The sequence below is a fragment of the Neglectibacter sp. X4 genome (assembly GCF_009917365.1).
Taxonomy (GTDB): Bacteria; Bacillota; Clostridia; order Oscillospirales; family Acutalibacteraceae; genus Acutalibacter.
This window is the reverse complement of sequence record NZ_QWLE01000044.1, coordinates 1-26,374: the sequence shown is the minus strand read 5'-3', so window position 1 is coordinate 26,374 and position 26,374 is coordinate 1. Positions and strand designations below refer to the sequence as shown.

The window sequence follows — 26,374 nt, the reverse complement described above, 5'->3', positions numbered from 1 at the left end:
ACTGCTGAAAAACCGCAGTCTGCACCCCTGAAAACCAGCGGTCAAGAGTGCGGAATTTCCGCCCCTAATAATACTGATATAAATAAAACTGAAAAAAGCGATACTGATCTATCCATCACACCCCCTGCCCCCTCAGCGGTTTCTTCTCCTGCTGGTAAACGCGCTCCGCGCAGGATGGGATTGGATGAGATGGAAAGCTGCCGCGAACTGATTTTAGAAAATATTGACTATGACATTCTTCTGGAACGGAACCCCTGGGACAAGGACTTGCTGGACGGCTATGTGGAGTTAATGCTTGAAATCTGCTGCTCCACACGGGAATCTGTCCGTATCTGCGGGCAGGAAGTACCCACCGAGGTTGTCAAAAGCCGGTTCCTGAAGCTGAACAGCGAACATATTGGCTATGTCATGGACAGCCTGAAAAGCAATACTGCCAAGATTGGCAACATCAATGCGTACACGCTGGCGGCGCTCTACAACGCCCCCGTCACGATGGGGCAGTATTACACATCCCTTGTCAGCCACGATATGGCGCACGGGCTGCTGGACGGTTAAGCCGCCCGGTGCTTTGCAATACATCAATCAAACCAAAGGAGGACTTTTGCATGGAACATGAAATCAACATTCTGGTAGTGGAACCGGGCAGACCGCCCAGACCGGCGCGGGTGGACAACTCGCTGGAAACTTTTTCACAGCTTATCGGCGGCGAGTTGGCAATACCTGCTTCATGCGCGCCCCCCTTAGTCTGTGGTTTTGGTGTATTCTGCCGTAACAATTGCACTGGTAATATTGCGGCCCGCTACCACCAAGACGATGGCATGTGTCTCTTGGTCGTATACAATCCGCTGCTGATTTGCCGTACTCATATAGAAGGCATCGTAATACCGGGTAAAGCAAGCTGGACGGTCACAAAGATGTCTGAAACACACCAATCTCTGGTGAACACTGTCCACTCGGCAAAGTTTGCCCTGCTGTTTGAGTTCGATGGAGATGTGCGGAAGATCCGCCACGTCCTCTACAACTGCTCCGTCTCCCGCCCTCCATCTCCGCCAAGACCAACGAGGGGAACCGGAAGGTGCAGACCGAGGCCCTGACCGTGAAGGCCCGACCCCTGTCCACCGGCTATGTGAAGGCCAAGACCGGGGACTCCGCTACGGCCACGGTCTACAACAACTGGTACAAGAGCGTCTATCAGCCTGCGAACACCCCGGCAGAGGATGTCTCCGCTGGGGACGATCAGGGCTAAAGGAGGGCTGACACATGGGTATCAAACGCACCATCGAAATTGATGGCCAGCAGGTCGAGTTCAAGACCAGCGCCGCCATTCCCCGCATCTACCGGCTGAAGTTCCACCGGGACATCTACAAGGATCTCGCCGCCCTGGAAAAGAGCGTGGGGAGCAACGAGGAGGGCAGTTCCGGGCTGGATATGTTCTCGTTGGAGATGTTCGAGAACATCGCGTACATCATGGCGAAACACGCCGACCCCGCCGTCCTGGATTCCCCGGAGGACTGGCTGGACAGCTTCAACACCTTCTCCATCTACAGGTGCTACCCCAACTCATTGAGCTGGGGGGCTGAATGTGCAGACGGATGTTCAGTCTAAAAAACTTCGTCCGACTAACCGGGAAATGACCACGCCGTTGTTCCTGCTGTGCTGTTTGCAGGTCGGGCTGTCCCTTCGGGATCCCAACCTGCTGACGGCGAGCATGGTCAACGACATTTTGCGGAGCATCTGAACGATGGCTGCAAGTATGCGACCCTGGCAACGCAGGAGGATTTTGACCAATTCTAAGAAGCAACTCCCCACCGGAGCGAACCGATGGGGAGTTGCAAATTACCACTCCGGAGTTTCTTCCAGTTGGCGGCTGATGTCTCGACCTCCGTACATGATCCGGGCAATGGATACCGTGTCAGCATTCGGGTTGACCGTGTAGAAAACCAGATAGTTTTTGACACAGAAGAACCCCACGCCCTGGCTGTGCCACGGTTCATCCCGATACAGCGGATTGCGCTCTGGCAGGCTCTCCAACGAACGGGCCTCGCGCATGATCTTCAAGGAGTGTGTACGCAATATACTCGTAGATTTCCCGCAAATCGTGCCGGGCCGTATTGGTGTATATGATTGTCATCCTTAGCCACCATACAGGCCACGTATTTCAGCTTCTACTGCATCGGTGGACAGGACACGCCCTGCGGCGATATCGTCCATGCCTTTTTGAAGCTCTGCGTCAAACTGCTCCTTCGTCAGGCTACCTGCGGCGACAGGAACAGAACTGGGGAGTTTCATCTCAAACGGAATGCACCGGTGCATGACGATTTGCTTCAAAAACATTCCAATCGCATTGGAGATAGGGATTCCAAGCTGATTCAAAATCACTTCGGCTTGTTCTTTCGTTTCCGGGTCTACACGGGTAAAGACATTTGCGGTTCTGGTTGCGGTTCTCGCCATAAGAGACACCTCGCTTTTCATTTCTTCTACCAGTAGTCTAACACAAGAATGCCACTGTAAGAACCGGGCGTTTTCCTCTATGGGATTGCCCTTCATAAACTCCGCGATAATGCGAAGCTTGCTGCTGGGGTCGTTCGCGCCAATGCGCAGCGCCTCATATATTCTTTCCCTCCGCTCTGGTTTCTGCGGCCCGGATGTATTCGGGGATGATGGTGTCAAAGATGGGTGCATTGGTCAGGGATCTTGCTGATGGCGATATCGAAATGAGTACATGCCATAATGCAGCGACCGAGACTGATTTTGAAGCCCTGCGTAAGTTCGGGCTGATCCTTACTCGTGATTTGGTATCTGGCGAAGTGATGCCGATGACGCAGAAATTTGGGAATTTCCTTTCTGATCGGCAGAAACAGCGAATCATAGAGAACTTCCCAATTCAACACACCAGTGATGATATTACCCTGTCGTATGACTAGCCAGAAAATCTGCATGATACCATCGTGAATGAAGGCCTTCATTACCCCGAACTTAAGGGTGAAGATAACGAGGTCGATTTCGAAGAACTGTGGAGTTCATGATGAGGCTTCAGCAGCTGTTTAAGTGGGACATCTATGAGAAACAGACATTAGGCAAACCCGGTACAAACAGACTGGATTCCGTTATACGATGGTATTGTGCAATATTGCTCCGATGGATTCTTGGCAACGGCCTACGCACCATTATCCTCAGTGAACTCGCTATAAGGAGAACCATCCCGAGATCCAGGAATACATCCGAAATCAGATGGAAGAAGACCTGGCAGTGGATCAGATGTTGCTGAATGAGTACATGGACCCGTTTACGGGTAGCAAGAGTAAGTAGACAAAAAGAAACAGCCGCTTTTAGCGGCTACCTGTGATTGTGAGGCGATGGCAAACTCTCAGTACCCTTTCCAGGGGTCAGCATGGATTGACCCCTATGGGGTCTGAGCAAACCACTAGTTTACTAGTGGTTTTGATTTTTCAAAACTTAACACATTGGCCCCAAACATCATCGCAAACTGCAATGTCCGGCAAAAAGAGATGCAGAGATTTCTCTGCATCTCTTTTAAAACGGGGCCGCATGGTTCCCATCAACTTTTTCCTGGGAGCCACGCAGGCTGTTCCTGTTCGTATAGAAAATCAACGCAAAGGAGACAGCAAAATGATTGCAGAAGAAAAAACAGGACGCATGAAAGCCCATATAGCCAAAATCCGGACGGCGGACACCGCCTATTACCGGGATGACGCTCTCATCATGACTGACTAGGAATATGACAAGATGATGGATGAGCTGCGTGACCTGGAGATCGAAATGGGCCTCACCCTTTCTAAGCTCACCCACTCAGACCGTGCTGGGCGACATCTTGGCAGAACTCACCCCGGTGCGCCACACCCCCATGCTTTCAGCGGACAAGACGAAATTGGTAGAAGGCCTGGTGCGCTTCGCCAGAGAAAAGGACGTGTTGCTGTCCTGGAAAATAGACGGTCTGACGCTGGTGCTCCGCTACGACGATGGGCAATTCCGGCAGGCCATCACCCGTGGCCGGGAGAGCATCATCGGTGAGGACGTGACCCTTGCGGTGCGCACGTTCCTCAATGTGCCCCTGACCGTGCCCGACACGGAGCCTTTCGGGGTGTGGGGCACGGTGTCATCTCCTGGGAGAATTTCGAGAAGAACAACGCCGATCTCAGTGAAGCCTGCACCCATCCGCGCAATCTGGCGGCAGTGAGCGTCCGTAAACCCGGCCCGGCATAATCAAAAAAGCGGATGTTGGAATTCTGGGCATTCGACTAAGAACCCATCCCGAAATTAATGATGAACGCTAATGAATTAGACAATAACAGCGCAGGCAAACTGAAGCAGCGCCATGTAGTAGCTTTCTTCTCGCAGCGAACCAGAAATTTTCGGAATCGATTGAAAAAAGCGTGAGTAACCTCAACAACCCAGTGGTGTGCGCGAAAGTCTGGGTCGCGCTCCAGCTCCTTCTTTTCCTTGCCACTGGGCCGAATATGTGGAATATAATTGCGCTGTTCAACCGCTTCTCCGCTGCCAGTATAGCCTGCGTCCGAGCACAGATTCTGCGGATGCTCTTCACCCTGCTCCGGATGAAGCACTACGATGTGATCCAGACACCAGGACACTGCATTTTGTCCCCATTTTTTCCTCAGCCCATTGGATTCTTCCCAACGGACTCCAAAGCCAGAGGACTTTACCATGCAGCCATCTCCTGTGGTTCTACGCCGGAGATGTTTATCCTCACAAATTCGCTAAAGATTCCATCTGCTTTTGCAGATCGCCCACAATCTCCCCGTTTGTCGCCATTCCCTGGGCAATCCCGGCCATGTCCTCCACCAGCTCCTGGGTGCGGCCGGCTGCTCCGTTCACGCCTTCCGCCGCGCCGCCAATAGCGTCGGAAATATTGGCGATGGAGCCAGCCACCTCGTCCATGGCGACCCGCAGGCGCTCCACCCGGCTGTTAAAGGCTTCGATGCTGCTCTGCACATAAATCGCGTCATCGCGGTACTGCTTGCCGGACGCCGCCGAACGCTGGAACTGCTCCAGCACGGCATGGCTTAAATACTCCACCAGCTCCTGGGCGCTGCCGGACAGGTAGTCCACCGCCCCGGTAACTACGCCGCTCACCTCCTGGATGTGCCCGGCTGTCTCGGCGCAGGAGTCTGCCAGCGTGCGTATCTCCCGGGCCACCATGGCAAAGCCCTTGCCAGCCGTCCCAGCCCGGGCCGCTTCAATAGATGCGTTGACAGCAATCAGGTCAGTAGAGGAGGAAATGGACAGGATGTCCTTTGTCAGGCTGCCGATTTCCCCCACGCTTTTGCTCTTTTCAATCGCCGTACTCAACTGGGACACAATTTCCTCTGTCCGGGTGCGGACAGATTCCATATTCTCCCGGGCGGTTTTTTCAATTTCCTCAGCCCGCCCCCGCATTTCCACCGAATAGGAGGTGATGGCTGCGCACTCCTCTGCCATATCCTGAGCGTCGGCCTGGGTTCCGGCAGCACTGCTGCTGATGTTCCCCGCACTGCCGGAAACCTCCTCCAGCGCGGCGGAAAGCTGGGAGGTCAGGTTGGAAAGGGCCTGCACGCTGCCGCTGGAGCTGTGAATCCTGTCATGCACCTGCCCCACCACGCCGCCCAGGCGCTGGGAGCTGTCCTGCAGCGTGCCCATAGCCTGGCGGATAGGGGCAACCACGTATTTGCGCACAATCCGGAAGGCCGCCGCCACCAGGACAATCCCTGCCGCCAAGGTGCAGGCGCTGATAATCAGGGAGGTCAGGTATACGAGAAACAGCCTGCCCCGGGCCGTACCCGCCTGGGCGCTGGCAGAGGCGTACAGCGTGTCAATGCGCCCCTCCGCCGAGCTGCCGTAAGAGGCCACATCCCCGTTGGCCATGGCATAGGCCTCCTGGGTTTTGCTGTCCGCACTGGCGCACACCAGCTTTACCAGGGCATGCTTGAAGGCGGCATAATCCTCTAAAAGCGCCTGGTACGTTTCCCCCTCTTCCTCTGAAACAAAGCCCTCATAAGCGGCCAACTGCTCATCCAGCGCCGCCTCTTCCTCTTTGATTTCCTGCACCAGCCGGATCATGGTGCTGTGATCCGCCGCCACAATGTGGGACAGGGCCAGCCGGTGGATGCCCATCATCGATCGCCGGATTTCCTCCAGCTTTGTTTCACTTGCCATGTATGTGTCAACGATAGTGCCGGCGTTGGCGTTTACGTTGTTGATGCTGAATACAGCCAATATGTTGGAAAGCAGCGTCACCAGGCCCAGCAAAACGATGGGCAGAATCAGGCGCTGCTGCAGGGTCAGCTTGCCTTTCATAAAGTCCCCTCCGAGAAATATTTTAGAAACTAGGCGGCACAAAACGCCTTTACCGGGCCGTTACTCCCTCCACCAGCTTATCCAGTTGCGCCTGCAAAGGGTCGCCGCCAGGATTGCCCAGGGCCATGTTTCCGGCAAACTCGGAAACCGGATCCCAGAATTTCCCGCCTACCCGCTGCAATTGCGAAAACTCAGACTGGGCCAGCAGGGCCGCAATAGCCGGGGATCCCTGCACTTCAGGGGAATTTGCCGCGTGTATGTTGGAAGGGCCCTGCCCCCGCACCGCAAAACGGCGGGCCTGCCCGTTCTCGTTGGTAATCCATTCAGCCAGCCGGGCCGCCCACTCGGCCTCAGAGGAGTAGGCGTTCACCCCGATAAGCTTGCACCCGGAGAAGGAGGCCATTTGGATTTGCTGTCCGGCGCAGTCAAAGGTAGGCAGCTTGGCGGCCCCAGCGTTTTCGCCCCAGGCCTCCTCCACCGCCACCGCGTTCCACACGCCGCTGACCCCTGCCGCTACCGAGCCATCCTGCACCCCGGCCAGGAACTCCGTATCCGGCAGGTTGGCAAACCCCGGGCTGGCTGCAATGTCCAGCATGGCCTGGGCCACGTCCACCCCATGGATAGGCCCTTCGGTGCTGTTCCAGGTGCAGGTGTTGGTGATGCCGTCGTCGTTTATCTTCACTTCCATGCCGGTGTTGCCGAAAAAGGCATATACATACCAGGCAGAGGACCAGTCCATGGTTACCACCCGCCCGGCTTCTGCCGCCGCTTCCACCAGCCGGTTAAAGCTCTGCACATCTTCTTCTGTAAAATACGCCTTGTTGTAATATAAGAAATAGCCGTTGTCCGCTGTCAGCGGATAGGCATAAAGGGTGCCGTCCACACTGGCTGCTTCCACAGCGGCAGGCAGGTTGGCGCCGCTGATGCCCGCCGTATCCTCAAGGGGCGCCAAAGCCCCGGCCGCCGCCAAAGCGGCCAGTTGATCGTCCGCAAAGGCAAACACATCCGGGCCGCCCTCCAAATCAGCCAGCAAAGCGTCCTTGCAGCCCGATTCGCTTTGGGCCTGGTAGGTGAATTCAAAATCCGCCTGCCCCGCATACTGCTTTTGGAACGAAGCGAAAAGCTCCCTCAGCAATTCTTCATCCTCCTGGGCGCCCCACACCGTCAGGGCCACTGTCCGGGACGCAGGCTGCTCGTCCTCCTGGGGTAAGGGTTCCCGGCTTGTACAAGCTGTCAGCAAAAGCAGCATGCCTGCCGCCAGCAAAAAGAAACTTTTCCGAACCATAAAGCATCATGCCTTTCCATAACTTTTCAGCGCGGCGCCCGGCAGGTCCCGCAGGGAGAGGCGCTCCCTGCGCACATCCGCCCTGCGCAAAGCGTAACTATGTTATAGTATACCATAGCATGATTTTCCTGGCAAGCCTTTTGGGGCTATAAAAGCACAAAGCCCGGTGTGCGGCAGGCAGCAAAAAGCCGGCCCCTGGGGGCCGGCTCCACGCAGCACACACATTGTCATATGAAACGAAATCCTACAGGAAGGGACAAGCCGTCAGCCTCCCTGCTTCCGCCTTATGTCCTCCCGGCTTTAAGGGAACTGGCGGGGCGGGATGTCAGAATTCTGCACGTCAGGCCCGTCTGCCTCGGCAGCCTCCCTGGCGTCATCCGGCCCGGCCTCCTGGGGCACAGGCTCCGGATCCGGCATAAGCTTAGCGCCGCAGGCGCTGCAGAAGGTGGCGGAGGTGGGGCTTTGCTTGCCGCAGACAGGGCAGAACACCTTGTTCTGCTTGTCCCCCAGTTCCTTTGCAATAGCGGCCTGCTGTGCTTTCAGCTCGTCAATTTCCGTCATCTGGCCGGCGGCCTCCGGGTCGGCGGAAAGGGTGCTGCGGCTGCACTCATACACATACTGTCCCAGCACCTCATAGCGCTTGGCTATTTCGGCGTTGATCTCAGCAGCGCTGATGCGCAGCTTGGACACGTCCACAAGCTGCCCCGCCTTGCGGCCCACAGCCTCAGCGGCGGATTTAGCGTTTATGACCACGTCGTCTAAAATACTCATAACGATTTCCTCCTTTATTCTAGTGTCCAGATTTAAGAAAGCCTGCCGCTTTCTTATTTCCTATTATAGCACATCCTTCCGGAAAGTAAAGCGGTTTTCTCTGTCGAATCTTTTACGAATCCCTTACATCCCCGGAAAACCCTCGCCGGGGATGCAAGGCCCACCCTATCGCTTGCCTAAAAACTCCCGGAGCATAGAGCCGTCCGGCACCAGGGCGCAGTCCACCGGCTCGAAGCGCATAAGCCGGGACTCCAAATCCCGGGCCTTCTTATAGTACAGGCTGTCAATCTCAATGGCCCGCAAAAGGGGGATGGCCACTGTGCGCAGGACGCATGGCTCATAGATATGGATGGAGTTCACCGTATAGTCGGCCCAGATCCGGTAAGGCCGGATATAGCGGTTCTCCCCTTCAATCACCTGGGGCCACATGGACAGGGTGCGCTCGGCAGAGCTGTCCCGGAACTTGATGTCCCGGACAATGCGGCGGATAAGCCGCAGGTTCATGGGGGAGAGCACCTCGCCGTTTGCGTCCTTAATCTGCTGCTTCACGCTGACATACAGCTTAATGTAAGACTCCTCCGGCAGGCCCCTGGTAAACAGGGGGTTCAGCCCGTGGATGCCCTCTACAATCACCATATCCTCCGGGCCAATTTCATATTCCGCATCCGGCCCGTCCGGGCGGCCCAGGGAAAAGCTGTAGTGGGGCACAGAAAATTTCCCCGTTGCAATCACGTTTGAAAGGCACTGGAGGATTTTCTCCGCGTCCAGGGCTTCCACCGTCTCAAAATCGTAAGAACCGTCAGGCAGGCGGGGGGTTTTGTCCCGGCCCAGATAGAAATCGTCCAGGGAGATGATGGTGGCCTTAATGCCAAAGCCCTCCAGATACATGCGCAGCAGGTGGGCTGTGGTGGTTTTGCCGCTGCTGCTGGGGCCGGAAAGCATGACAATGCGGGCGCGCTTTTTCCGCTCGGAAATGTTGCGGGCCACGTTGCGCAGGCTTTCCCGGTAGGCCCCCTCCACCTCCTCCACCATCCTGGCAGGGTCTGTTACCGCCCCATCGTTTATCTGCTCCAGATGGTTGATGTATTTAATGTAGCCGCTGGCGAAATTGCTCATAAAGCTGTGTTACACCGTCCTTTCGCAGGAGTATTTCCCTGTGGCGGGAAATGTACTCGTGAGGATATTTAAAGTTGAAAATGCGCTCCAGCCTGCCGCTGTATGGATCCTTCAGCTTGGTTACGCCCCCCGCCCCGCAGGCAATGACCGAGGTGCATTCGTCCATGGTGTAGATGTTATAGCGGCAGATGCTGCCGGGCTTTGCCCAGCCCGTATTTTCCAGGTTCCCCGCCATGCGGGTCTGCCTGTAGAGATAATAGGGCACATAGCCTTCCTCTGTCAAGCGGCGGATGGAAAAGTCCATCATGGCGGCAGTCTCCCGCTGCTTCCTGTGCAGCTCTGTGCCCCCCTCGGCCTCAATGCGGGCCGCCCGCTTTAAAGCCAGGGAGTGTACTGTCACGTTGCTGGCGCCCAGCCCCAGCACCCCCTCCAGGGTGTTTGCAAAGCCTGCGGGGGAATCCCCCGGCAGGCCCACAATGAGGTCGCAGTTGATGTCCTCAAAGCCCGCCTGTTTTGCCAGGGCAAAAGCGTCCAGCACATCCTGGGCGGTGTGCCTGCGCCCAATATTCTCCAGCACCTGGTCTGAAAGGCTCTGGGGGTTGATGCTGATGCGGGTAACGCCCCCCTGCTTCAAAGCCGCCAGCTTTTCCGGGGTGATGGTGTCGGGCCTGCCGGCCTCCACGGTAAATTCCGGGCAGCGGGACAAATCAAAGAGGATGTGCACCGCTTCGCACAGCCGGGAAAGCTGCTGTGCCGAAAGGGTGGTGGGCGTGCCGCCCCCTATGTAGACCGAGACAAGGCGCAGGCCCAGGGCTTTCGTCACCTCCGCCGTTTTGGCAAGCTCCTCCAAAAGCAAGGCAAAATATGGCTCCATCAGCTTTTTGGCCTGCTTTACGTCCTGGGAAATAAAGGAGCAGTAGGCACAGCGGGTGGGGCAGAAGGGGATGGAAATGTAAAGGCTCCAGTCGTTTTCCAGCAAAGCGGCGGTAACGGGCCTTTGGGCTTGCAACGTGCGCAGGGCAAGGCTTGCGCGGGCCTCTGTCACATGGCACCGGCTGCGGAATTTCTCCACCCCGGCCTCCTCCCCCAGCTCCTCCGCATACTGGCGCAGCAGCTTCACAGGGTGTATCCCGGTAAGCATCCCCCAGGCAGGGCGCTGGCCTGTAAGCTCTATAAAGGCGGCATACAGCCGGTTTGTCACAGCATATTCCGTAAGGGCTTCCTCCTGCCCCGCCTTTTCCACTGTCCGCTCCCCATCCGACGCACGCACAAGCACCCTGCAGCCGCCGGAACATTCCTCCACAGCCGCCAAAGCCCATGGCTCCTTCCCGCCGGAAAGGCTTTCCACCACCTGCACCGGGCTGTATGGGAAAAACAGCCGGCACAGGTTTTCACATTCATAGCGGTATGGATGGTTTAGAAGCTGGAGTTCCAAAAGCGCCGCCTCCTTAGGGCAGAAGTCTTTTTTAGGGCGTGTTCCGGGAAATCTTCGCCAGCACCGCCTTCCTTAAAGCAGAAAGGCTTTCCCGGCGCATGTCCACGCACAGGTGGAACAGGTAGGCGGCAGACACCGCGAAATAGATAGTCACGTTAGGCCGGCGCAGGACATAGCCGGAAATCTGGGCAGCGATGATGGCCAGCAGGAAGGACATCCCCGCGGCCCCCATCTCCACTGTAAGGAACTGCCGGAAGCCCTGCCAGAACCCTTTTGCCCCCCACAGGCATTTTGCCTTCCTGTCGCCTTCCCGGGGAAACGGCGCGGCCTTCAGCCCCCAGGCCACGTCCAGCAGGAAGGCCCGGATAATGGCAAAAGCGATATAGACAAACACCAGCATATAAAGGGCAAAACCAATATACCCGAAGAAATAGTAGATGGCAGGGAAATCGTTCTCCAAGTCGTAAATGGTGCCTCCCACTACCACCTCGCTGTATTCATATCCCAGCAGGCGGGTGGCAAAATCCTTTTCCTCCCACACCATCTGGGAGAACAGGGACTTCATCACCCGGAAGTCGGATAATACCCCGGAAGAAGTGCTGTACCGGTAAGCGTCCATCACCCGGTACACGCCAAAGCGCTCGTTCATGTCCTTAAAGAAATCCCCGTAGGTTTCCGAGTCGGTGTATACATAGAAAAGCCCCTTATGGATCTGCTCCATGGTTCGCTCCGCTACGGGCTGCTTTTTCTTGTCTTTATCCTTCTCCTTGTCCTTCGTGCTGCTTTGAGCCTTCTTCTGGGCCTCCTCCAGGGCTTCTTTGTCCCCGCCGTTCTTCTGCAGGCTCTGTTCCACCTTCTGGTTATAGAGATCCCTTGAATAAGCGGACATCTGCTCCCGCAAATCCATGGGGGACTGGTGCCGGAACACGAACACCAGCACCATCATCCCCAGCAGGGGCAGGGAATACCGCAGGCAGGACTTCCCCTGCTGCAGGGCAAACAGGAAAGCATATGCCCCGGCGATGATGAAAATGGAATAAAAGGTCAGCTTTGTGCCTGTGACGAACATCATGGAAAAGCACAGCAGGCACATGATAAGGAACAAGGGATATTTTCTGGTGTGATAGGCCCAGTAAATGGCAAAAGGGGCTGTAAGCACAAGGATGGTGCTTTGGGCATTGGGGATGCTGAACCAGCCCATCATGCCCACAAACAGCTTGTCATAGGTATACTGGGGCATGCCCAGCACCCAGGGCAGCAGGGTGAACAGCCAGAAAAGGCCGAAATTGACCCCAAAGCCCAGAAGGATTGCCCGGCGCACCTGCCGCCCCTGGCGGAAAAAGGTGATAAGGGACAGGGTGAACACCAGAAAGCTTACAATGCGCAGGAAATTCGCCGCGTCCTGCACCATGGACTGATACCCGATGCGGAAACAGTTTGCCATGTGCAGAGCCCAGAAAACCCCGGCAGCAGCGTAAAAAACAATATAAAGCCGTTTTTTGCCGCTGACAATAAACCCCAGCAGCGCCACGACCGCCAGCAGCCCAAAACGCAGCAGGGTGGAAAGGGCGTTGCTGCCCATCTCCCCCAGGAAAAAAGACAGCACGTCCAAAAGGGGCTGCATTACAATCAGTATAAAAACGAGCAGGGAAAGCCGTTTGCAAACGGCTTCCTTTACGGATTTAATCATAGGCACTCCCTTCCCCGTCCAATACGCCCGGGGGCGCGTTCCCGGCAGGCAGCCTCCGGGCGCGCACAAATCATTTCCTGTCTGACAGCGCTGTGGGGCCTTTTACCGGCTGGCATCCAGCCTGGCCTCCACTTTCTTCTGCTTTTTCTTCTTTTCCGGCTTCACCTGCTTCCCCCGCAGCCGGCGGCTGAAGCGGGAGCTTTTCTGCAGCTCCTCCCCCAGGCCTTCCCGCATGGCGGCAAAGGCCTCGTCGCTCAGGCCGTTGAGCAATACGGCAGTAATGACAGAGCGCAGATCCATGTCCCCGTTTTTATACATGTCGTCCAGCAGGGCGCACAGCTTCTTCATGGCGTCGCTGCCCGCCCTGTTTTTTGCCAAAGCTTCGCATTTGGGCACCAGCTTGTCCCGCACAAAGGTGGCGGGGCGCACCTGCCCATACACTATTTTTTCCCCGTTTATGTCCTCTTTTATTTCTGGAAAAATATTGACCAGCCGGTTGATGAAAAACACAGGATCCACGCTGCGCTCCTCGTCCTTGCCCCGCTTGCGCTTCTGCTGCACCTGCTTTAGCTGCCTGGGGCCGCGGATGATCTCCAGAAAATCGTTGGCAATGCTTTCCGCGTCAGACCGCTCCCCCTCTTTTTCGTCAAAAAGCCACATGGCAAGCCTGCGCCACTCTCCCGGCTCCCCCTCGTCCACAGAGGCGGAACGCAGCTCAAAGTGCTGGGCCTTCCCGTCGTATAACAGGCTGTAGGCCGCGTCCTCTGTGGAAAAAATAACAGCCTCCCCCCTGCTGTCTGCCATAGGCTTTGCCTGGGAAAAGCCCTGTTTTAACAGTTCTTCGCTTAGCTGGCCCTGTATGAAATCAAAGGCGTTGAAATCCAAAAATCATCACTCCAAAAAATTTGTGTTTTCCTGGCGGCCCTGCCGCCGTTTAAGCTGTACTACCTGTAGTATACCATGGGAGAGGCAAAAAGTCTATAGGCAACACCGCACAACGCACATCTGCGGATTTTATGCCAAAAAAGAATTGTGGGTAAATCCGTACAAAAAGCGGCGCTTTGTAACCGGTTTTGTAACCTCTTGTAACCGATTTGTCATTTTTAAAAGGCAGCCTATCCCGCCAGCATAATAAGGGTTCCCCACACAATGGCGGCAAGGCCCGCGCCGGATTTCTTTGTCAGCTTTTCATGGAACACTATGTAGGAAAAAGCGGCAGTTACCAAAATGCTCAGCTTGTCTATAGGCGCCACCACGCTGGCAGGGCCTTCCTGCAAGGCCCTGTAGTAGCACAGCCAGGAGGCCCCTGTGCAGACGCCGGACAGGGCGATAAAGCCCAGCTCCTTTTGGGGGATGCGGGAAACCTCCCTGGCCTTCCCGGTGATAAACACCATCGCCCAGGCCATCACCAGCACCACCCCGGTGCGGATAGCTGTGCCCAGGTTTGATTCCACCCCTGTAATACCCGCCTTCCCCAAAATGGAGGTAAGGCTTGCAAACACGGCAGAGCCGGCGGCATAGAACAGCCAGCTTTTCTTCCTTCCCCCCGCAGCCCCGCCGGGTTTTTTCTCCAGCATCAGGAAGGTGCCCGCCCCAATGAGGGCCGCCCCTATGGCCCGGGGCAGGGTAACGCCCTCGCCCAGGAATATCCAGGCCAGCAGGATGGTGAGCACCACGCCGGACTTGTCCACTGCCACCACCTTGTTGATGTCCCCCACCTGGAGGGCCTTGAAATAGCACAGCCAGGAGGCCCCTGTGGACAGCCCGGACAGGATGAGGAACAAAAGGGGCACAGGTTCTATCCTGGCAATCTGCCCCTGGGATCCTGTGATAAAAACCATTACCCAGGAAAAAGCCAGCACGATAATGGTGCGCACCGCTGTGGCCACAGTGGAATCTGTGGTGCGGATGCCGCATTTTGCCAAAATGGCAGTAAGCCCCGCAAAAACCGCGGAGCCAAAAGCCAAAAGCATCCACATGTTTTTATCCCATTCCCTCTCCCAGCACACGCACCTCGCACTCCAGCAGGGTGCCGGTGCGCTGCTTCACCGTTTCCCGGATGATTTCAATCAGCTCCAGCACGTCCCGGCAGGTGGCGCCCCCCGCGTTTACAATAAACCCGGCGTGCTTTTCGCTGACCCGCGCCCCGCCAACCCTGCGGCCCTTTAACCCGCACTGGTCTATTAAAGCGGCGGCAAAGCCGTTTTCCGGGCGCTTAAAAACGCTGCCCGCAGAGGGCTGGTCATAGGGTTGCTTTTCCTTGCGCCGGGCCATCAGTTCTTCCATTCTGGCGGCAATCTGGGTGGCATCGCCCGGGGCAAGGGCCAGCTCCACGCTGGTGACAATGTCTGTCCCGCCGGTATAGCGGCTTTTCCGGTAAGAGAGGCCCAGCGCTTCCCCGGCGGTAGAGCCAGGCTCCCCGCTGGCGCTTATATGGAAGGCTTTCTTCAGCACGTCCTTCATTTCCCCGCCGTAGGCCCCAGCGTTCATATAGGCCGCGCCCCCTACAGAGCCGGGAATGCCCCAGGCGAATTCCAACCCGGAAAGCGCCCGATCCCTTGCAAAGGCACAGGCCGTGGCAAGGCTTGCCCCGGCCCCGGCCCGCAGGGTGCGGCCGTCCGGCAGCAGCTCCACTTTTTTGAAGCTGCCGGAAAGGCACAGCACCGCCCCCCGTATCCCCAGGTCAGACACCAGCAGGTTGGAGCCGTTGCCCAACGCCAGCCAGGGCAGGCCGCTTTCTTTTACAGCTTGCAAAAGCCCCGCAAGCTGCTCCTCTGTTTCCGGGAAAAGCAGGCGGTCGGCAGGCCCGCCGATTTTAAAGGTGGTGTGCAGGGCCATAGGCTCCTGGGCAAGGCTGCGCACTGAAAGGGCCTGGGCCGCCCTGTCCAAGGCCTCAAAATTCAAATATGTTTCCAAAGCAGTTGCCATGCGGCGCAGGCTTTCCCGCAAAAGGGCAAAGCGCTGCACCGCTCCTTTCTGTTTTATACTAATAATATAGGTGCAGGGGACGGGTTTATGCGGCTGTGTCCGCCTAAATATCCAGATCCACCTGCACATCCCCTGCCGCCAGGTCGTTGGGATCCATGCCCAGGCTGACAAGCAGCTCCCGGGCGGCGTTATAGCCCATTTCCTTCTGGCGGTTGTTCATAGCGGCCACCTCCACAATTACTGCCAGGTTCCGCCCGGGCTTTACGGGGATGGTGACCACAGGGATTTTAATGCCCAGAATCTCCGTAAACTCATTGTCAATACCCATGCGGTCGTACACCTTGGTGGGATCCCACACCTCCATGTTGATGCACATCTCGATTTTCTGGCTGGGCTTTACCGATCCTATGCCAAAAATGCGCCGGGCATTGATAACGCCCACGCCCCGCAGCTCAATAAAATGCCGGATGTTTTCCGGGGACTGGCCCACCAGGGACTTGCTGGACACCCGGCGTATTTCCACCGCGTCGTCGGCAATCAGCCGGTGGCCCCGCTTAATCAGTTCAATGGCAATTTCGCTTTTGCCCACGCCGCTGTCCCCCACCAGCAGGATGCCCTCGCCGTATACCTCCACCAGCACCCCGTGGCGGGTGATGCGGGGGGCAAGCTGCACGTTGAGGAAGGCCACCAGGCTTGCCATAATGTTTGACGTGGTGTCCTGGGAGGAGAGCAAAGGCACCCCATACTCCTTTGCCGCTTCCAGCATATCCTCCCCGGGCATAATGCCCCGGGCAATGATGACAGCCGGGGGCCGCAGGGCAAAAAAGCGGTTGATGGAGGCCGCCCGGTTCACAGGCTCCAGGGCCTCCAGCATGGCCATTTCCGAGCGGCCCAGAATGGCAATGCGGTTGGGGTCAAAATAGTCACAGAAGCCGTAAAGCTCCAGCCCCGGCCTGTCCACATCCCGGGAACAAATTAAAATCCCTTCCAGCGGTTTGGGACTCCACACCTCTGCAAGCCCCAGCTCTTTGGCAATCTGTTTAAGCGGCAATGTATATTCTTCCGGCATCGGGTCATCCACCTTTCCATAATCCTCCCCGGCGGCTGCCCAGCGGGGATTTCCTGGGTTTCTCACTATTTATTATAAAGCATACGGCCCAAAGGTGCAAGGGATAGCCGCAAAAAAGGCCGCTGGGAAGCCCCGGCGGCCCATATATTTTATTTTTATCCAATAGCCTGCTTGACAGACCTCTTTAGAATCTCCAGGCCCCTGCACAGGGTTTCCTCGTCAATGAGTAGCTCTGGGAACACCTTCACCACTGTGTTGCCCCGGCCCACCCGCTCTACAATCAGGCCGTTTTCAAAGCAGATGTCCAGCACCTTCTTGGACATCACGCCATCCCGGTCATACCGCCAGAAGTCAATGCCCCACACAAAGCCAATGCCCCGGGTTTTAATCCTGTCCGGGTCAAGGGCGCGGATTTCCTCCATGTACCGGGCTATCACAAGCTCCTGCCCGCGTACTTTTTCCTCCACCCGTTCCTGGAGCATCAGCTCCAGCCCGGCCTTTGCCGCCACCATGGAAAGCTGGTATCCCCGGAAGGTGCCGTTGTGCTCCCCTGGCTCCCAGATATCCAGCTCCGGCTTTATCAGCACCAGGGCAAAGGGCATGCCATAGCCGCCGATGGACTTGGACTGGGTGACAATGTCCGGCACAATGCCTGCCCGCTCAAAGGAGAAGAACCAGCCGGTGCGGGCACAGCCCACCTGGATATCGTCCACTATCAGCAGGATATCGTGGCGGTCGCATAGATCCCGCACAGCCCGGAGCCACTCCACCGGGAAGGGGTTGATGCCGCCGTCGGCCTGCACTGTCTCCAGGATAAGGGCGGCGGGCTTTTCCACGCCGGAGTGGTCGTCTGTCAGCAGGGTTTCCATATATTTCACCGTATCCAGCTCCGGGAACATATAGGGCGCCGGGATGTGGGTGACGTTTGCAAGGGGCACCCCGGCCCCGGCCCGGCTGGAAGCGTCGGTGGTCAGGGCAATGGAACCCAGGGTCATGCCATGGAACGCGCCCATCATGGCAAAAACGTTCTGGCGTTTTTTCACTTTCCTGGCCAGCTTCAGGGCCGCCTCTACGGCGTTTGTGCCGGTGGGGCCGGGAAACTGCAGCTTATAGGGCAGCCCCCGGGGCTTGAGTATTTCCTCCTCGTAAAATTCGATAAAATCCCGTTTGGGCGCGGTGTACATATCCAGGGCGTGCATGACGCCGTCCCCCTGGAGGTATTGGATCACTTTTTCCTTGATAAAATCAGGGTTGTGCCCATAGTTCAGGCCTCCCGCGCCGCAGAAAAAGTCGATGTACTCCCTGCCGTCCTCGTCATAGAGGAAAGGGCCTTTGGCGGTGGTGAACACTGCCGGGAAGTTCCGGCAATAAGAGCGCACCTGGGATTCGTAAGATTCAAAGGCTTGTGTGTTCATGGTTTACCATCCTTTCTACCACGGGGGCTGCCCGTGATTCAGCGATCTACGCCTGCGTTCTGTACAGGCGGGGCTGTCTGCCCTCCCAGCGAAAATTTAAGAGGGCCAGCGGCAAGCAGCAGCCTGTTGAAAAACAAGCTGCCCGCCAAAGAAAACTTTGGCTTATATTATTGTACCACACTTTCCCAAAAAAGCAAGCTGTTTTGCCGGGAGGGCCTGGGTTTTGCCTGTCTGGTTGACAAAGCCGGGCCTGGTGGGCTATACTACATGATATAAAGGAGTGGATGCGGTTTGGTGGCTGCGGATTTGCATATGCACAGCACAGCTTCCGACGGGCAGTACAGCCCCGGGGAGCTGGTTAAAATGGGAAAGGAAAAGGGCCTGGAGGTTTTGGCCCTGACAGACCATGACACTTTTTCCGGCGCCCAGGAGGCCATTGCCGCCGGGGAGCGGCTGGGGGTGAAGGTGCTGCGGGGCGTGGAGCTGAGCGCCAGGGAATATCCCAGCCTGCACATACTGGGCTATGGTTTTTCAGCCGACGCGCCCAGCATACAGGCGCTTTGCAAAAAGATGCAGGCGGCCCGGGATGAGCGGAAGTACCGCATTGCCGCGTTTTTGCGGGAAAAGGGCGTGGACATTGACCTGCGGGAGGTAGAGGATCTGGCAGGCGGCGCCGTTATCGGGCGGCCCCACTTTGCCCAGGTGATGGTGCGCCGGGGGCATGTGCAAAACAACCGGGAGGCCTTTGACCGCTATCTGGACACAGAGGAGTATCAGAAAATCGAACGCCGCAAGTCCAGCGCCCAGGAATGCGTGGCGGCCGTTAAAACCGCGGGCGGCAAGGTATCCTTTGCCCACCCCTACCAGGTGAAGCTGGAAAACGGGCCGTTGGAAGATTTGGTTATCAAGCTGAAGGGCTATGGCCTTGACGCCATTGAGTGCTACTATCCCAAGCACACCCCGGAGCAGCAGGCCTTTTATCTGCACCTTGCAGAAAAGCATGGCCTCCATGCCACCGGCGGCAGCGACTTCCACGGGGAGCGGGTGAAGCCGGAGGTGGAGATTGCCCGGCTGGAAATGGAGCTGGACTGGCTGCTGGGATGAGGGGGAACTGAGACGCCCAGATTTTCCACGAAAAATAAAAATCACCTGCCGCTGTCTAAACTTTGGGATTCAAAACTGAACAGGCGGTTCATTCCGCACTCTCACTTTTCACAAAAGTGTATGTCTGTTTGCATTCTTTCTTCTCCACCGCTTATATTCCATTGTTACTATTCCTTCTGCCCGCACAAAAAGCGCATCCCTTATGGGGTGCGCTTTTATCTATCCATCTGTCTTTTTACTCGCCGTCTCTGTCGTGATGGCAGCCACAGCCGCAGCCGTCTTCACCCTCATCTTCGTCAAAGTCGAACTCCAGGGTTTCGCCGCAGCCGGGGCAGACAATGCTTCCCTCTTCCAGCAAATCGTCTGTAAGCTCAATGGTATCCCCGCAGCTAGGGCAGGTTACCTCAAACTCCGCGCCGTCGAAATCATCTATATCCCCGTGATGGTGGCAGGAGCAGCCGCCTTCCAGCTCATAGAAGTCCTCTTCCACATTGCCCAGATCCTCGTCTATTTCATCCACCTGCTCGCTCAGCTCTGCAAAACCATCCTCCAGCTCCTCCACAGAGAGGCACAGATCGTCCAGCAGCTCTACTATAGCGTTTAAGACCTTTGTTTCCTTGGCGTTGGGGTCAAGTTCCAGGCCGTCCATCAGGCCCCGGATATAAGAAGCGCGCTCTGAATTTGTCATGACAGTTCCTCCTTTTGCCACCCTGTTTGGCGGCGCTCAATGGGTGTAGGGGCGTTATGCGCGCTCCATGTACTCGCCGGTGCGGGTGTCGATGCGGATTTTCTCGCCCTCGTTGATAAACAGGGGCACGCGCACCTCGGCGCCTGTCTCCAGAGTGGCAGGCTTCAGGGTGTTGGTGGCGGTGTTGCCTTTCACACCAGGTTCTGTGTGGGTAACTTCCAGCTCCACAAAGTTGGGAGGCTCCACGCCGAACACGTCGCCCTTGTAGGACAGCACCTTGCACACCATGTTCTCCTTCACAAACTTAAAGCTGTCCCCCAGGATGCTGCTGTTGATAGGGGCCTGCTCATAGGTTTCGTTGTCCATGAAATAGTACAGGTCGCCGTCATTGTACAGATACTCCATATCCTTTCTCTCTACAAAGGCAGTGGGATACTTTTCGTCGGGGCTGAAGGTGCGCTCCACCACAGCGCCTGTGATGACGTTGCGGATCTTGGTGCGCACAAAGGCCGCGCCCTTGCCGGGCTTTACATGCTGGAATTCAATGATGGAATACACGGAACCATCCATTTCAAAGGTGGCGCCGTTTCTGAAATCGCCTGCTGTGATCATATGCAAAAACCTCCAAAGCTATACTGATTACTTCCACGTACAACTGTCTCTCTGCTTATTTTACCCTATCCCGCCTGGTTTTTCAAGGGAAAACGTCCTTTAGGGGCACTTTTTTTCCAAAAAGAAACCACTTAGAAGCTGTACCGATAGGATTGGTGCGAAAATTTCCCGAAAAGGTTTGTGGAGGAGCCTATTGGTACAGCTTCTTACAGCTCCATAAGCTCCTTGGGGGACTTGGTGAGGGAGCGGCAGCCCTCCTCGGTGATAAGCAGCATGTCCTCAATGCGCACGCCATACTTGGCAGGCACATAGATGCCAGGCTCGTCGGTTATCACCATGCCAGGGGCGCAGGGCGTTTTGTCCAGGTGGGAGAACCGAGGCCACTCGTGTATCTCAAAGCCCACCCCATGGCCCAGGCCATGGCCAAAGGTGCCGGGATAGTCCTTTTCAATGATGTCCCGGGCAATCTTGTCCACATCGCAGCAGGGCATACCGGGCTTCACCTGGTCGATTACCGCCATGTGGGCCTTGAGCACTGTCTCATATACGGCCCGCTGCTCGTCAGACACCTTGCCCAGGGCCACAGTGCGGGTCATGTCGGAGTGGTAGCCGTCTAACAGGGCGCCGGTATCCATGGTGATAAAGTCGCCCTTATGCACCTGGTTGTCGGAGGGGACGGCGTGGCACTGGGATCCGTTCTTTCCCGCCGCCACAATCAGCTCAAAGGCTACGTTCTCCGCCCCGTTCTTCCGCATGAAGAACTCAATTTCCAGGGCTAAATCCCGCTCTACAGCCCCTTCCTTGATAAAGGGCAGGATGTGCTGGAAGGCCGCGTCTGTAATGGCCTGGGAGGCCTCGATTTTCTTGACCTCCTCCGGGGATTTTATCATCCGCTGATCCCGGATGGCATCGTCCAGGGTCTTGTCCAGCACGCACTCTGCGCCCTGCTTTTCAAAGGCCTCCTGGAATTTCCGGGACTGGGCCACAGAGAGCTTGTCCACCTCCAGAAAGACTTCCTTAATGCCGTGCTTGCCAAGCAGTTCGCACAGGACGGTGTTCAAGTCCTTAAAGCCCACCACTTCGCAATATTTCGCCTGATACCGGGCCGCTTCCTCATAGCGGAAATCCATCAGCAGGTAGGCGGCTCCGCTTGTCACCAGCAAAGCTCCGTCTGTGGCAGGGAACTGGGTGAAATACCGCCGGTTGCGCTCGGAAAACACCAGCGCCGCCTTTTGGCTGTCGCCGTTTATTACTCGTTTTGCAAGGCGCTCTATAGGGTTTTTCATTTCAAAACATCCTTTCGCACTGTAAATTTTTTCCGCAGGCCCTGCTCAAGGCAGCGCCGCACCCGGAAGGTAAAGCCCTCCTCCGGTTCAATAGGTGCCAGCAGCACTGACTTCATGCCGCAGAGGTTGGCGCCCACCACGTCGGTAAAAATCTGATCCCCGATAATGGCACAGGCCCGCCGCTTCACGCCCAGCCGCCGCCTGGCCCGCAAGTACCCAAAGGGCAGGGGCTTTATGGCAAAGCTGATAAAATCCAGCCCGAATTTCCGGGCGAAAGGCCCCACCCGCTTTTTATAATTGTTGGAAACGATGATGACCCGGAACCCCCGCCCCACCATTTCTTCAGCCCATTCCACCGCCCCGGGGATAGGGGTGTGGGAGGTGTAGGTGGCGATGGTGTTGTCCACGTCCAGCAGCAGGGCTTCCACCCCCAGGCTTTCCAGGAATTCCGGGGTTAGCTGCGTCACTCTGGCCCTCATAGCAGTGGGCCGCAATAGTCCCATAGGTACGCTCCTTCTCAAAAATGCGCCTGCGCCCAGCGCCCCAGCCCGCAAACCAGCGGCCCAAAGGGCCGCTGCCGCGCCTGGAGGCGCGGGCGGGGGCGTGCCCCCGGTTTGCGGGCCAGGGCAGCCGGGACTTTCCGGAAACAAAAAAGCGGGCAGCAAAGCCCGCTTTCCGTCAGGAAGGTTTGGAGCAGCGCTTACTTATACTTGCGTTTGCGAGCTGCTTCTGACTTTTTCTTGCGCTTGACAGAGGGCTTTTCATATGCCTCTCTCTTGCGGACTTCCTGGATGACGCCCGCCCGGGCGCACTGCTTTTTGAAACGGCGCAGCGCGCTGTCCAGCGATTCATTATCCTTGAGCCTGATCTCAGCCATGTATATCCCTCCCATCCGCCCAAAGGCAGGGGTCTCTGTCGTGTAATACAACACAAATAATTATATCCGCAAACTACCTGCTTGTCAACCTTTAATTTCTTTCGATTTTGTAAACGTAGGTTGTAATATTAAATGCGAAAGAACACGAAGCCCCCAAAGCGGGGCGGGAGAGTTCTTCCGCATTTATTTTTTTATACCATGAAGCGCGGAAAATGTCAATAAGAGGGGTGAAAAAGCATGGCGGGAAGGTACAAATACCTGACGTTTGAAGATCGGCAGAAAATCGAAGTGTGGCACGCCCGCGGGGATCGCCCGCTCGAAATAGCCGCGCGGCTGGGCGTGCATACGGCGACGATCTACAACGAATTGAAGCGGGGCTACGTTGGGGAGCTGGACAGCAGGCAAAGGGAAATCTACAAAGCGGAGCGGGCGCAAGCAACCGTTCAGGAGCATTTCAAGCGGCGGGGCCGGACGGCGGCCACGGCTGGGAAGGGAGGTTAAAACCGTGACACAGTATGAACGGATCACAGAAAGCCCGCAGGCGTTGGCGGCCTTCCTTCGGGAATTGCCCGTATTAGAAGCCCCGTGGGATCAGGCTTTCCAAAAGCAGTATTGTGCGGGGTGCGTTTCCACAGATTGCGACACTTGCCCGAATGAGGCATACCGGAATAATCCGGCGTGGTGGCTGGCGCAGACGGCCACGGACTAAAGAAAAGGAGCTATTCAAACTATGGTTAAATTCCTTATCGGCGGTTCGCCTTGCACGCATTGGAGCATAGCGCAAAGCAAGAACCGCGAAACGGCGGCGGCTGGGATCGGCTGGGAGCTGTTTAGAAATTACCTGATAGCAAAGGACAAGTTCATGCCGGACTTCTTTTTGTATGAGAATAACAAGAGCGCGGCGCAGGCGATCAAGGATCAAATATCGCTGGAATTGGGGCGGCCTTTACAATATATCAATTCGGCGTTGGTATCAGCACAGAGCCGTCAACGGTTCTATGTTCATAACTTCGGAGACGTGCCGCAACCGGAAGATCGCGGAATTGTATTGCGGGACATTCTGCAAAGCACAACGGGCGGGCAAACGATCCCACTAAATTGTGGGAAGGGCGGGAAAGCGCAATGCCTTCGGGCAACTTGCTATAAAGACGGTATGCGAAATCTGATTTGTAATACCGTCGATCGCCGGACTTGTGTTGCGGAATGCGTGCCGGTTGACTACAAGCCGCACAAAGACAGCGACATAGTTATAACGGGAAATTCTATGCGTTGCCAACGACGGGACAAGAAGCACAGCACAATTCAGGGTACGCACGTCACTTTACCGGGCGGGAAAACGCAAACCGTGTCCGTTGCGCACGTTCCTATGACGTTTGAAGAAGCCGGGGCATTGCAAGGAATGACGCCTATTTACAAGGTGGAGGGCGGCAAAATCACCGTAAAGGGGCAGGAATACGAAATAGACTTGCCGGACGGCTTTTACATAATCCGCAAACTGACCGTAACGGAATGTTGCAGATTGCAGACGCTTCCGGACGATTATTGCCGGGTGGCAAATAAGACACACGCATATATGGGGCTTGGCAATGGCTGGACAGCGGAAGTAATTATACACCTTCGGGCCGGACGTGTGCCACGCGGAGGTTGAAAAGATATGGAACAGGCCGTAAAGCGGCAGACGCGCCGCAACTGTCCTTCCCTTCCTCTTGCGTTGCTGGCGGCGGGGGTGGTGCTTTGCTTCTTCGGCATTGTGGCCGCGTCCAGAAAGCCGCCCCCGCAGGCCGCCGCCCCGCAGCTTCCGGAATTCACCGTTTCCACCGACACGCCGTTAATAACTTCCCCGTCTTCGGAGGCTGAAACGCCCGCAGCCTATGTACCGGACGAAGCGGAAGTTGAAATGCTGGCGCGGGTGCTATGGGGCGAAGCCCGCGGCGTGCCTTCGGACATGGAAAAAGCGGCGGTTGTGTGGTGTGTGCTGAACCGCGTTGACGCGGCGGGCTGGCCGGACACGGTGGCCGAAGTGGTAACACAGCCGTTTCAATTCGCGGGGTATTCGCCGGACTATCCGGCCACAGAAGAGCTAAAACGGATTGCCGCGGACGTTCTGACCCGATGGGAGCGGGAGCGGCGGGAAGGCGGCGACGTGGGCCGCGTCCTTCCCGCGGAATACTACTTCTTCACGGGCGACGGCGAACGCAACTATTTTCGCACAGAGTTCACGGGCGGCACGTTTTGGGACTGGACTTTGACAAACCCATACAGCAGTTGACGGAAAGGAGCTATTCAAACTATGGCAAAGCAGGACAAGCACGGCGGCGGCTGGGCCTTCCCCGCCCCGCTGGAAATTCTCATATGCAAGGAAGGAAACAAAGAGTACATGAAGGAACGCCGGAACAAACCCGGCGGGCGGCTTATGCTGGTATGCGAATATCAGCTTTCGGCGGCTGACCGCTTCGGCGGCGACGACGCGCGCTTGATCTGGCGGCTGGCGAAGAAGGCCGCGCGGGACTTTTTGCGGGTATCGTGGATCACAACCGCCGTTGTGCGTGCCTTCCCGAAGGAAAACGCCGTGCGCGTCTTTGGGAAGTATTAGGGGGGCGCGCGTATGCAGGGCGTTCAAGAGGCGTTTTCCGGAGGAGACAGCGAAGAGCCGCAGGAAGAGCAGGAAGAGGCAGCCCCCGCCGAAGAGCCGCAGGCCACCACGGATCAGTCGGACAGCGACGGCGAAGCAAGCGCGCTTTATGCCCGCTTCGCCGCCCTGAAAAGGGCGGGCTTCACAGAGGCGCAGGCGTTGGAGCTTGTTTCCAGCAAGGGAAAGTAACCGCAGGACACGGGACGAGGTGGCGGCCACGCGCCGCCGCCCGCCCTATATTATATATAAAGGAAAGGATGGGTTTGCAAGTGACGGCGTTTGATTTTATGGTTGCCGCCTTCTATTCCCTTGTGGGGGTTGTGTGCCTTTCGGCGGCGGTGGTGATCGTGTACGGCGTGGCCGTAGGCATTCGCAACGGATTGAAGGGCGGTGGAAAAGATGGACGAAAGCAGAAATAGCACCTTCGACGAAGAATTGCTTGCGCGGTGCGCCTATGCTTTGGGGTACGATCTGGCGCGCGCTATGGCCGTTATGGGTGACGCATTCGCCCGCGGGATGGCGGGCGGCTTCGCAGACATGGCCGCCCCCGCAGGCGACGGCGTGGAGCTGGTGCAGGAAGACACCGACGAAGAAACCTATACCAAAACAGAAATGCCTTTTTCGCTGGGCCGCCTATCAAAGCGGGCGTTTTCCGGAATTGGCCTTGCTTTACCACGTACCGAACGGCGGGAGCCGGAAAAAGGCAGAGGCCGGACGCTTCCGCGCCGAAGGAGTGAAGGCAGGCGTGCCGGATTTGTGCTTGCCCGTCGCCCGCGGTGGCTTCCATGGGCTTTACATAGAGCTAAAGCGGCAGAAGGGCAGTAAAACAAGCGACGATCAAAAGCGGTGGTTGTCGGAGCTGGAAAAGCAAGGCTATTTTACGGCCTTGTGCAAGGGCTGGGAGGCCGCCGCAAAGGTTATCACGGACTATTTGAGCATGGGAGGGAAACAGGCTTGAAAAGAAAACGGTTTGTTAAGCTGGCTATGTCCTACGGGGTACAGAGAAACGAAGCGGGACGGCTGGCGAAGCTGGTTTGCGTCTTAGGTTCGTATGAAGGCGTTTTTGCGCATTATCGCCTTCCCTTATCTGGACGCGGCGGTATTGGGCGGCAGGGGAATTCAAGTTGCTTGTGCCGTTCACAGATCGGCACGTT

Annotated in this window: 35 protein-coding genes and 2 pseudogenes; 17 read left to right on the top strand and 20 right to left on the bottom strand. The window is 56.7% G+C overall.

Annotation, left to right across the window (positions count from 1 at the left end; all coding sequences use genetic code 11):
- Window positions 1-27 precede the first annotated feature (27 nt).
- Window positions 28-555 carry a DUF6017 domain-containing protein gene (locus D1841_RS13085; protein WP_256377092.1) on the top strand — a complete coding sequence of 176 codons (528 nt, stop codon included), beginning with the start codon at window positions 28-30 and terminating at the stop codon, window positions 553-555.
- Window positions 556-740: 185 nt separating this feature from the next.
- Here the strand turns inward: D1841_RS13085 and D1841_RS19510 are convergent, their stop codons facing one another.
- Window positions 741-866, bottom strand: a complete 126-nt coding sequence (locus tag D1841_RS19510; protein ID WP_256376694.1) for a hypothetical protein — start codon at window positions 864-866, stop codon at window positions 741-743.
- Between the two features lie 209 nt (window positions 867-1,075).
- Here D1841_RS19510 and D1841_RS19895 point away from each other — a divergent pair, with 209 nt between their 5' ends.
- Entirely contained in the window at window positions 1,076-1,246 is a 171-nt protein-coding gene (locus D1841_RS19895) for a hypothetical protein (protein ID WP_347564009.1), read from the top strand.
- 14 nt (window positions 1,247-1,260) lie between these two features.
- Window positions 1,261-1,609 (top strand): annotated as a pseudogene (locus D1841_RS13075) (hypothetical protein); the annotation flags it as partial.
- A 227-nt stretch (window positions 1,610-1,836) separates the two neighbouring features.
- On the opposite strand, the gene D1841_RS13070 reads toward D1841_RS13075, so the two are convergent.
- Complete coding sequence (locus D1841_RS13070) at window positions 1,837-2,058, bottom strand: type II toxin-antitoxin system RelE/ParE family toxin (protein WP_347564008.1); 222 nt, start codon at window positions 2,056-2,058, stop codon at window positions 1,837-1,839.
- Between the two features lie 75 nt (window positions 2,059-2,133).
- Entirely contained in the window at window positions 2,134-2,451 is a 318-nt protein-coding gene (locus tag D1841_RS13065; RefSeq protein WP_160643707.1) for a type II toxin-antitoxin system RelB/DinJ family antitoxin, read from the bottom strand.
- Between the two features lie 206 nt (window positions 2,452-2,657).
- Here D1841_RS13065 and D1841_RS13060 point away from each other — a divergent pair, with 206 nt between their 5' ends.
- The 3 genes and pseudogenes from D1841_RS13060 (at window position 2,658) to D1841_RS13055 (ending at window position 4,198) form a co-directional block, all read left to right on the top strand.
- Entirely contained in the window at window positions 2,658-2,924 is a 267-nt protein-coding gene (locus tag D1841_RS13060; RefSeq protein ID WP_160643705.1) for a hypothetical protein, read from the top strand.
- Window positions 2,925-3,204: 280 nt separating this feature from the next.
- Window positions 3,205-3,309: pseudogene (locus tag D1841_RS19260) on the top strand (IS200/IS605 family transposase); the annotation flags it as partial.
- Between the two features lie 523 nt (window positions 3,310-3,832).
- Entirely contained in the window at window positions 3,833-4,198 is a 366-nt protein-coding gene (locus D1841_RS13055; protein WP_160643703.1) for a hypothetical protein, read from the top strand.
- A gap of 61 nt (window positions 4,199-4,259) precedes the next feature.
- Here D1841_RS13055 and D1841_RS13050 read toward each other — a convergent pair whose 3' ends face one another.
- From D1841_RS13050 to ectB, 12 genes are all read right to left on the bottom strand, one after another.
- Window positions 4,260-4,685, bottom strand: a complete 426-nt coding sequence (locus D1841_RS13050) for a transposase (RefSeq protein ID WP_160643701.1) — start codon at window positions 4,683-4,685, stop codon at window positions 4,260-4,262.
- A 40-nt stretch (window positions 4,686-4,725) separates the two neighbouring features.
- The gene (locus tag D1841_RS13045) at window positions 4,726-6,312 is read right to left on the bottom strand and encodes a methyl-accepting chemotaxis protein (protein WP_160643699.1); all 1,587 of its coding nucleotides are present in this window, start codon (window positions 6,310-6,312) and stop codon (window positions 4,726-4,728) included.
- Between the two features lie 49 nt (window positions 6,313-6,361).
- On the bottom strand, window positions 6,362-7,597 hold the full coding sequence (locus tag D1841_RS13040; RefSeq protein ID WP_160643697.1) for an extracellular solute-binding protein: 1,236 nt from the start codon (window positions 7,595-7,597) through the stop codon (window positions 6,362-6,364).
- A 300-nt stretch (window positions 7,598-7,897) separates the two neighbouring features.
- Window positions 7,898-8,368, bottom strand: a complete 471-nt coding sequence (locus D1841_RS13035) for a zinc ribbon domain-containing protein (RefSeq protein WP_160643695.1) — start codon at window positions 8,366-8,368, stop codon at window positions 7,898-7,900.
- A gap of 165 nt (window positions 8,369-8,533) precedes the next feature.
- The gene (locus D1841_RS13030; protein WP_160643693.1) at window positions 8,534-9,484 is read right to left on the bottom strand and encodes a uridine kinase; all 951 of its coding nucleotides are present in this window, start codon (window positions 9,482-9,484) and stop codon (window positions 8,534-8,536) included.
- On the bottom strand, window positions 9,456-10,919 hold the full coding sequence (gene hemZ / locus D1841_RS13025; protein WP_160643691.1) for a coproporphyrinogen dehydrogenase HemZ: 1,464 nt from the start codon (window positions 10,917-10,919) through the stop codon (window positions 9,456-9,458). Before hemZ ends, D1841_RS13030 begins: the two co-directional genes overlap by 29 nt.
- Before the next feature lie 31 nt (window positions 10,920-10,950).
- Window positions 10,951-12,609 (bottom strand): O-antigen ligase family protein, encoded by a 1,659-nt coding sequence (locus D1841_RS13020; protein ID WP_160643689.1) that lies wholly within the window; start codon window positions 12,607-12,609, stop codon window positions 10,951-10,953.
- 102 nt (window positions 12,610-12,711) lie between these two features.
- Window positions 12,712-13,494 carry a hypothetical protein gene (locus D1841_RS13015; RefSeq protein ID WP_160643687.1) on the bottom strand — a complete coding sequence of 261 codons (783 nt, stop codon included), beginning with the start codon at window positions 13,492-13,494 and terminating at the stop codon, window positions 12,712-12,714.
- A gap of 230 nt (window positions 13,495-13,724) precedes the next feature.
- Window positions 13,725-14,588 carry an EamA family transporter gene (locus D1841_RS13010; protein WP_160643685.1) on the bottom strand — a complete coding sequence of 288 codons (864 nt, stop codon included), beginning with the start codon at window positions 14,586-14,588 and terminating at the stop codon, window positions 13,725-13,727.
- Between the two features lie 4 nt (window positions 14,589-14,592).
- Entirely contained in the window at window positions 14,593-15,576 is a 984-nt protein-coding gene (murB, locus tag D1841_RS13005) for a UDP-N-acetylmuramate dehydrogenase (RefSeq protein WP_347564006.1), read from the bottom strand.
- Between the two features lie 64 nt (window positions 15,577-15,640).
- The gene (hprK, locus tag D1841_RS13000) at window positions 15,641-16,606 is read right to left on the bottom strand and encodes an HPr(Ser) kinase/phosphatase (protein ID WP_160643710.1); all 966 of its coding nucleotides are present in this window, start codon (window positions 16,604-16,606) and stop codon (window positions 15,641-15,643) included.
- Between the two features lie 155 nt (window positions 16,607-16,761).
- On the bottom strand, window positions 16,762-18,021 hold the full coding sequence (ectB, locus tag D1841_RS12995) for a diaminobutyrate--2-oxoglutarate transaminase (protein WP_160643683.1): 1,260 nt from the start codon (window positions 18,019-18,021) through the stop codon (window positions 16,762-16,764).
- Between the two features lie 294 nt (window positions 18,022-18,315).
- On the opposite strand from ectB, the gene D1841_RS12990 reads away from it, so the two are divergent.
- Window positions 18,316-19,125 (top strand): PHP domain-containing protein, encoded by an 810-nt coding sequence (locus D1841_RS12990; RefSeq protein WP_347564011.1) that lies wholly within the window; start codon window positions 18,316-18,318, stop codon window positions 19,123-19,125.
- 235 nt (window positions 19,126-19,360) lie between these two features.
- Here the strand turns inward: D1841_RS12990 and D1841_RS12985 are convergent, their stop codons facing one another.
- The 5 genes from D1841_RS12985 to rpsU all read right to left on the bottom strand — a co-directional run bounded on the left by D1841_RS12985 (window position 19,361) and on the right by rpsU (window position 22,588).
- The gene (locus D1841_RS12985) at window positions 19,361-19,813 is read right to left on the bottom strand and encodes a CD1247 N-terminal domain-containing protein (RefSeq protein WP_160643681.1); all 453 of its coding nucleotides are present in this window, start codon (window positions 19,811-19,813) and stop codon (window positions 19,361-19,363) included.
- A 54-nt stretch (window positions 19,814-19,867) separates the two neighbouring features.
- Window positions 19,868-20,425 (bottom strand): elongation factor P, encoded by a 558-nt coding sequence (gene efp, locus D1841_RS12980; protein WP_160643679.1) that lies wholly within the window; start codon window positions 20,423-20,425, stop codon window positions 19,868-19,870.
- Window positions 20,426-20,631: 206 nt separating this feature from the next.
- Window positions 20,632-21,711, bottom strand: coding sequence for a Xaa-Pro peptidase family protein (locus D1841_RS12975; protein ID WP_160643666.1), 1,080 nt, complete (start codon window positions 21,709-21,711; stop codon window positions 20,632-20,634).
- Window positions 21,708-22,214 (bottom strand): YqeG family HAD IIIA-type phosphatase, encoded by a 507-nt coding sequence (locus tag D1841_RS12970; RefSeq protein WP_160643664.1) that lies wholly within the window; start codon window positions 22,212-22,214, stop codon window positions 21,708-21,710. Before D1841_RS12970 ends, D1841_RS12975 begins: the two co-directional genes overlap by 4 nt.
- 197 nt (window positions 22,215-22,411) lie before the next feature.
- Window positions 22,412-22,588, bottom strand: coding sequence for a 30S ribosomal protein S21 (gene rpsU, locus D1841_RS12965; RefSeq protein ID WP_160577521.1), 177 nt, complete (start codon window positions 22,586-22,588; stop codon window positions 22,412-22,414).
- Between the two features lie 237 nt (window positions 22,589-22,825).
- Here rpsU and D1841_RS12960 point away from each other — a divergent pair, with 237 nt between their 5' ends.
- The 10 genes from D1841_RS12960 to D1841_RS18740 all read left to right on the top strand — a co-directional run.
- Window positions 22,826-23,089, top strand: a complete 264-nt coding sequence (locus D1841_RS12960; RefSeq protein WP_161879962.1) for a helix-turn-helix domain-containing protein — start codon at window positions 22,826-22,828, stop codon at window positions 23,087-23,089.
- A 4-nt stretch (window positions 23,090-23,093) separates the two neighbouring features.
- Window positions 23,094-23,297 (top strand): hypothetical protein, encoded by a 204-nt coding sequence (locus tag D1841_RS12955; RefSeq protein WP_161880044.1) that lies wholly within the window; start codon window positions 23,094-23,096, stop codon window positions 23,295-23,297.
- Window positions 23,298-23,318: 21 nt separating this feature from the next.
- Entirely contained in the window at window positions 23,319-24,236 is a 918-nt protein-coding gene (locus D1841_RS12950) for a DNA cytosine methyltransferase (protein ID WP_160643662.1), read from the top strand.
- A gap of 6 nt (window positions 24,237-24,242) precedes the next feature.
- A complete protein-coding gene (locus D1841_RS12945; RefSeq protein WP_160643660.1) occupies window positions 24,243-24,857 on the top strand; it encodes a cell wall hydrolase in 615 nt (204 codons plus the stop codon).
- Between the two features lie 21 nt (window positions 24,858-24,878).
- A complete protein-coding gene (locus tag D1841_RS12940) occupies window positions 24,879-25,181 on the top strand; it encodes a hypothetical protein (RefSeq protein WP_160643658.1) in 303 nt (100 codons plus the stop codon).
- 12 nt (window positions 25,182-25,193) lie between these two features.
- Window positions 25,194-25,409: a hypothetical protein gene (locus tag D1841_RS12935; RefSeq protein ID WP_160643656.1), complete on the top strand. Its 216-nt coding sequence runs from the start codon at window positions 25,194-25,196 to the stop codon at window positions 25,407-25,409.
- 80 nt (window positions 25,410-25,489) lie between these two features.
- Complete coding sequence (locus D1841_RS12930; protein WP_160643654.1) at window positions 25,490-25,639, top strand: hypothetical protein; 150 nt, start codon at window positions 25,490-25,492, stop codon at window positions 25,637-25,639.
- Entirely contained in the window at window positions 25,620-26,045 is a 426-nt protein-coding gene (locus D1841_RS19890; RefSeq protein WP_347564012.1) for a hypothetical protein, read from the top strand. Before D1841_RS12930 ends, D1841_RS19890 begins: the two co-directional genes overlap by 20 nt.
- Window positions 25,954-26,178: a VRR-NUC domain-containing protein gene (locus D1841_RS19885; RefSeq protein ID WP_347564010.1), complete on the top strand. Its 225-nt coding sequence runs from the start codon at window positions 25,954-25,956 to the stop codon at window positions 26,176-26,178. Before D1841_RS19890 ends, D1841_RS19885 begins: the two co-directional genes overlap by 92 nt.
- Window positions 26,175-26,374 (top strand): hypothetical protein (locus tag D1841_RS18740; RefSeq protein ID WP_207709215.1); only part of this gene is annotated, 200 nt, incomplete at its 3' end. The genes D1841_RS19885 and D1841_RS18740, both read left to right, overlap by 4 nt.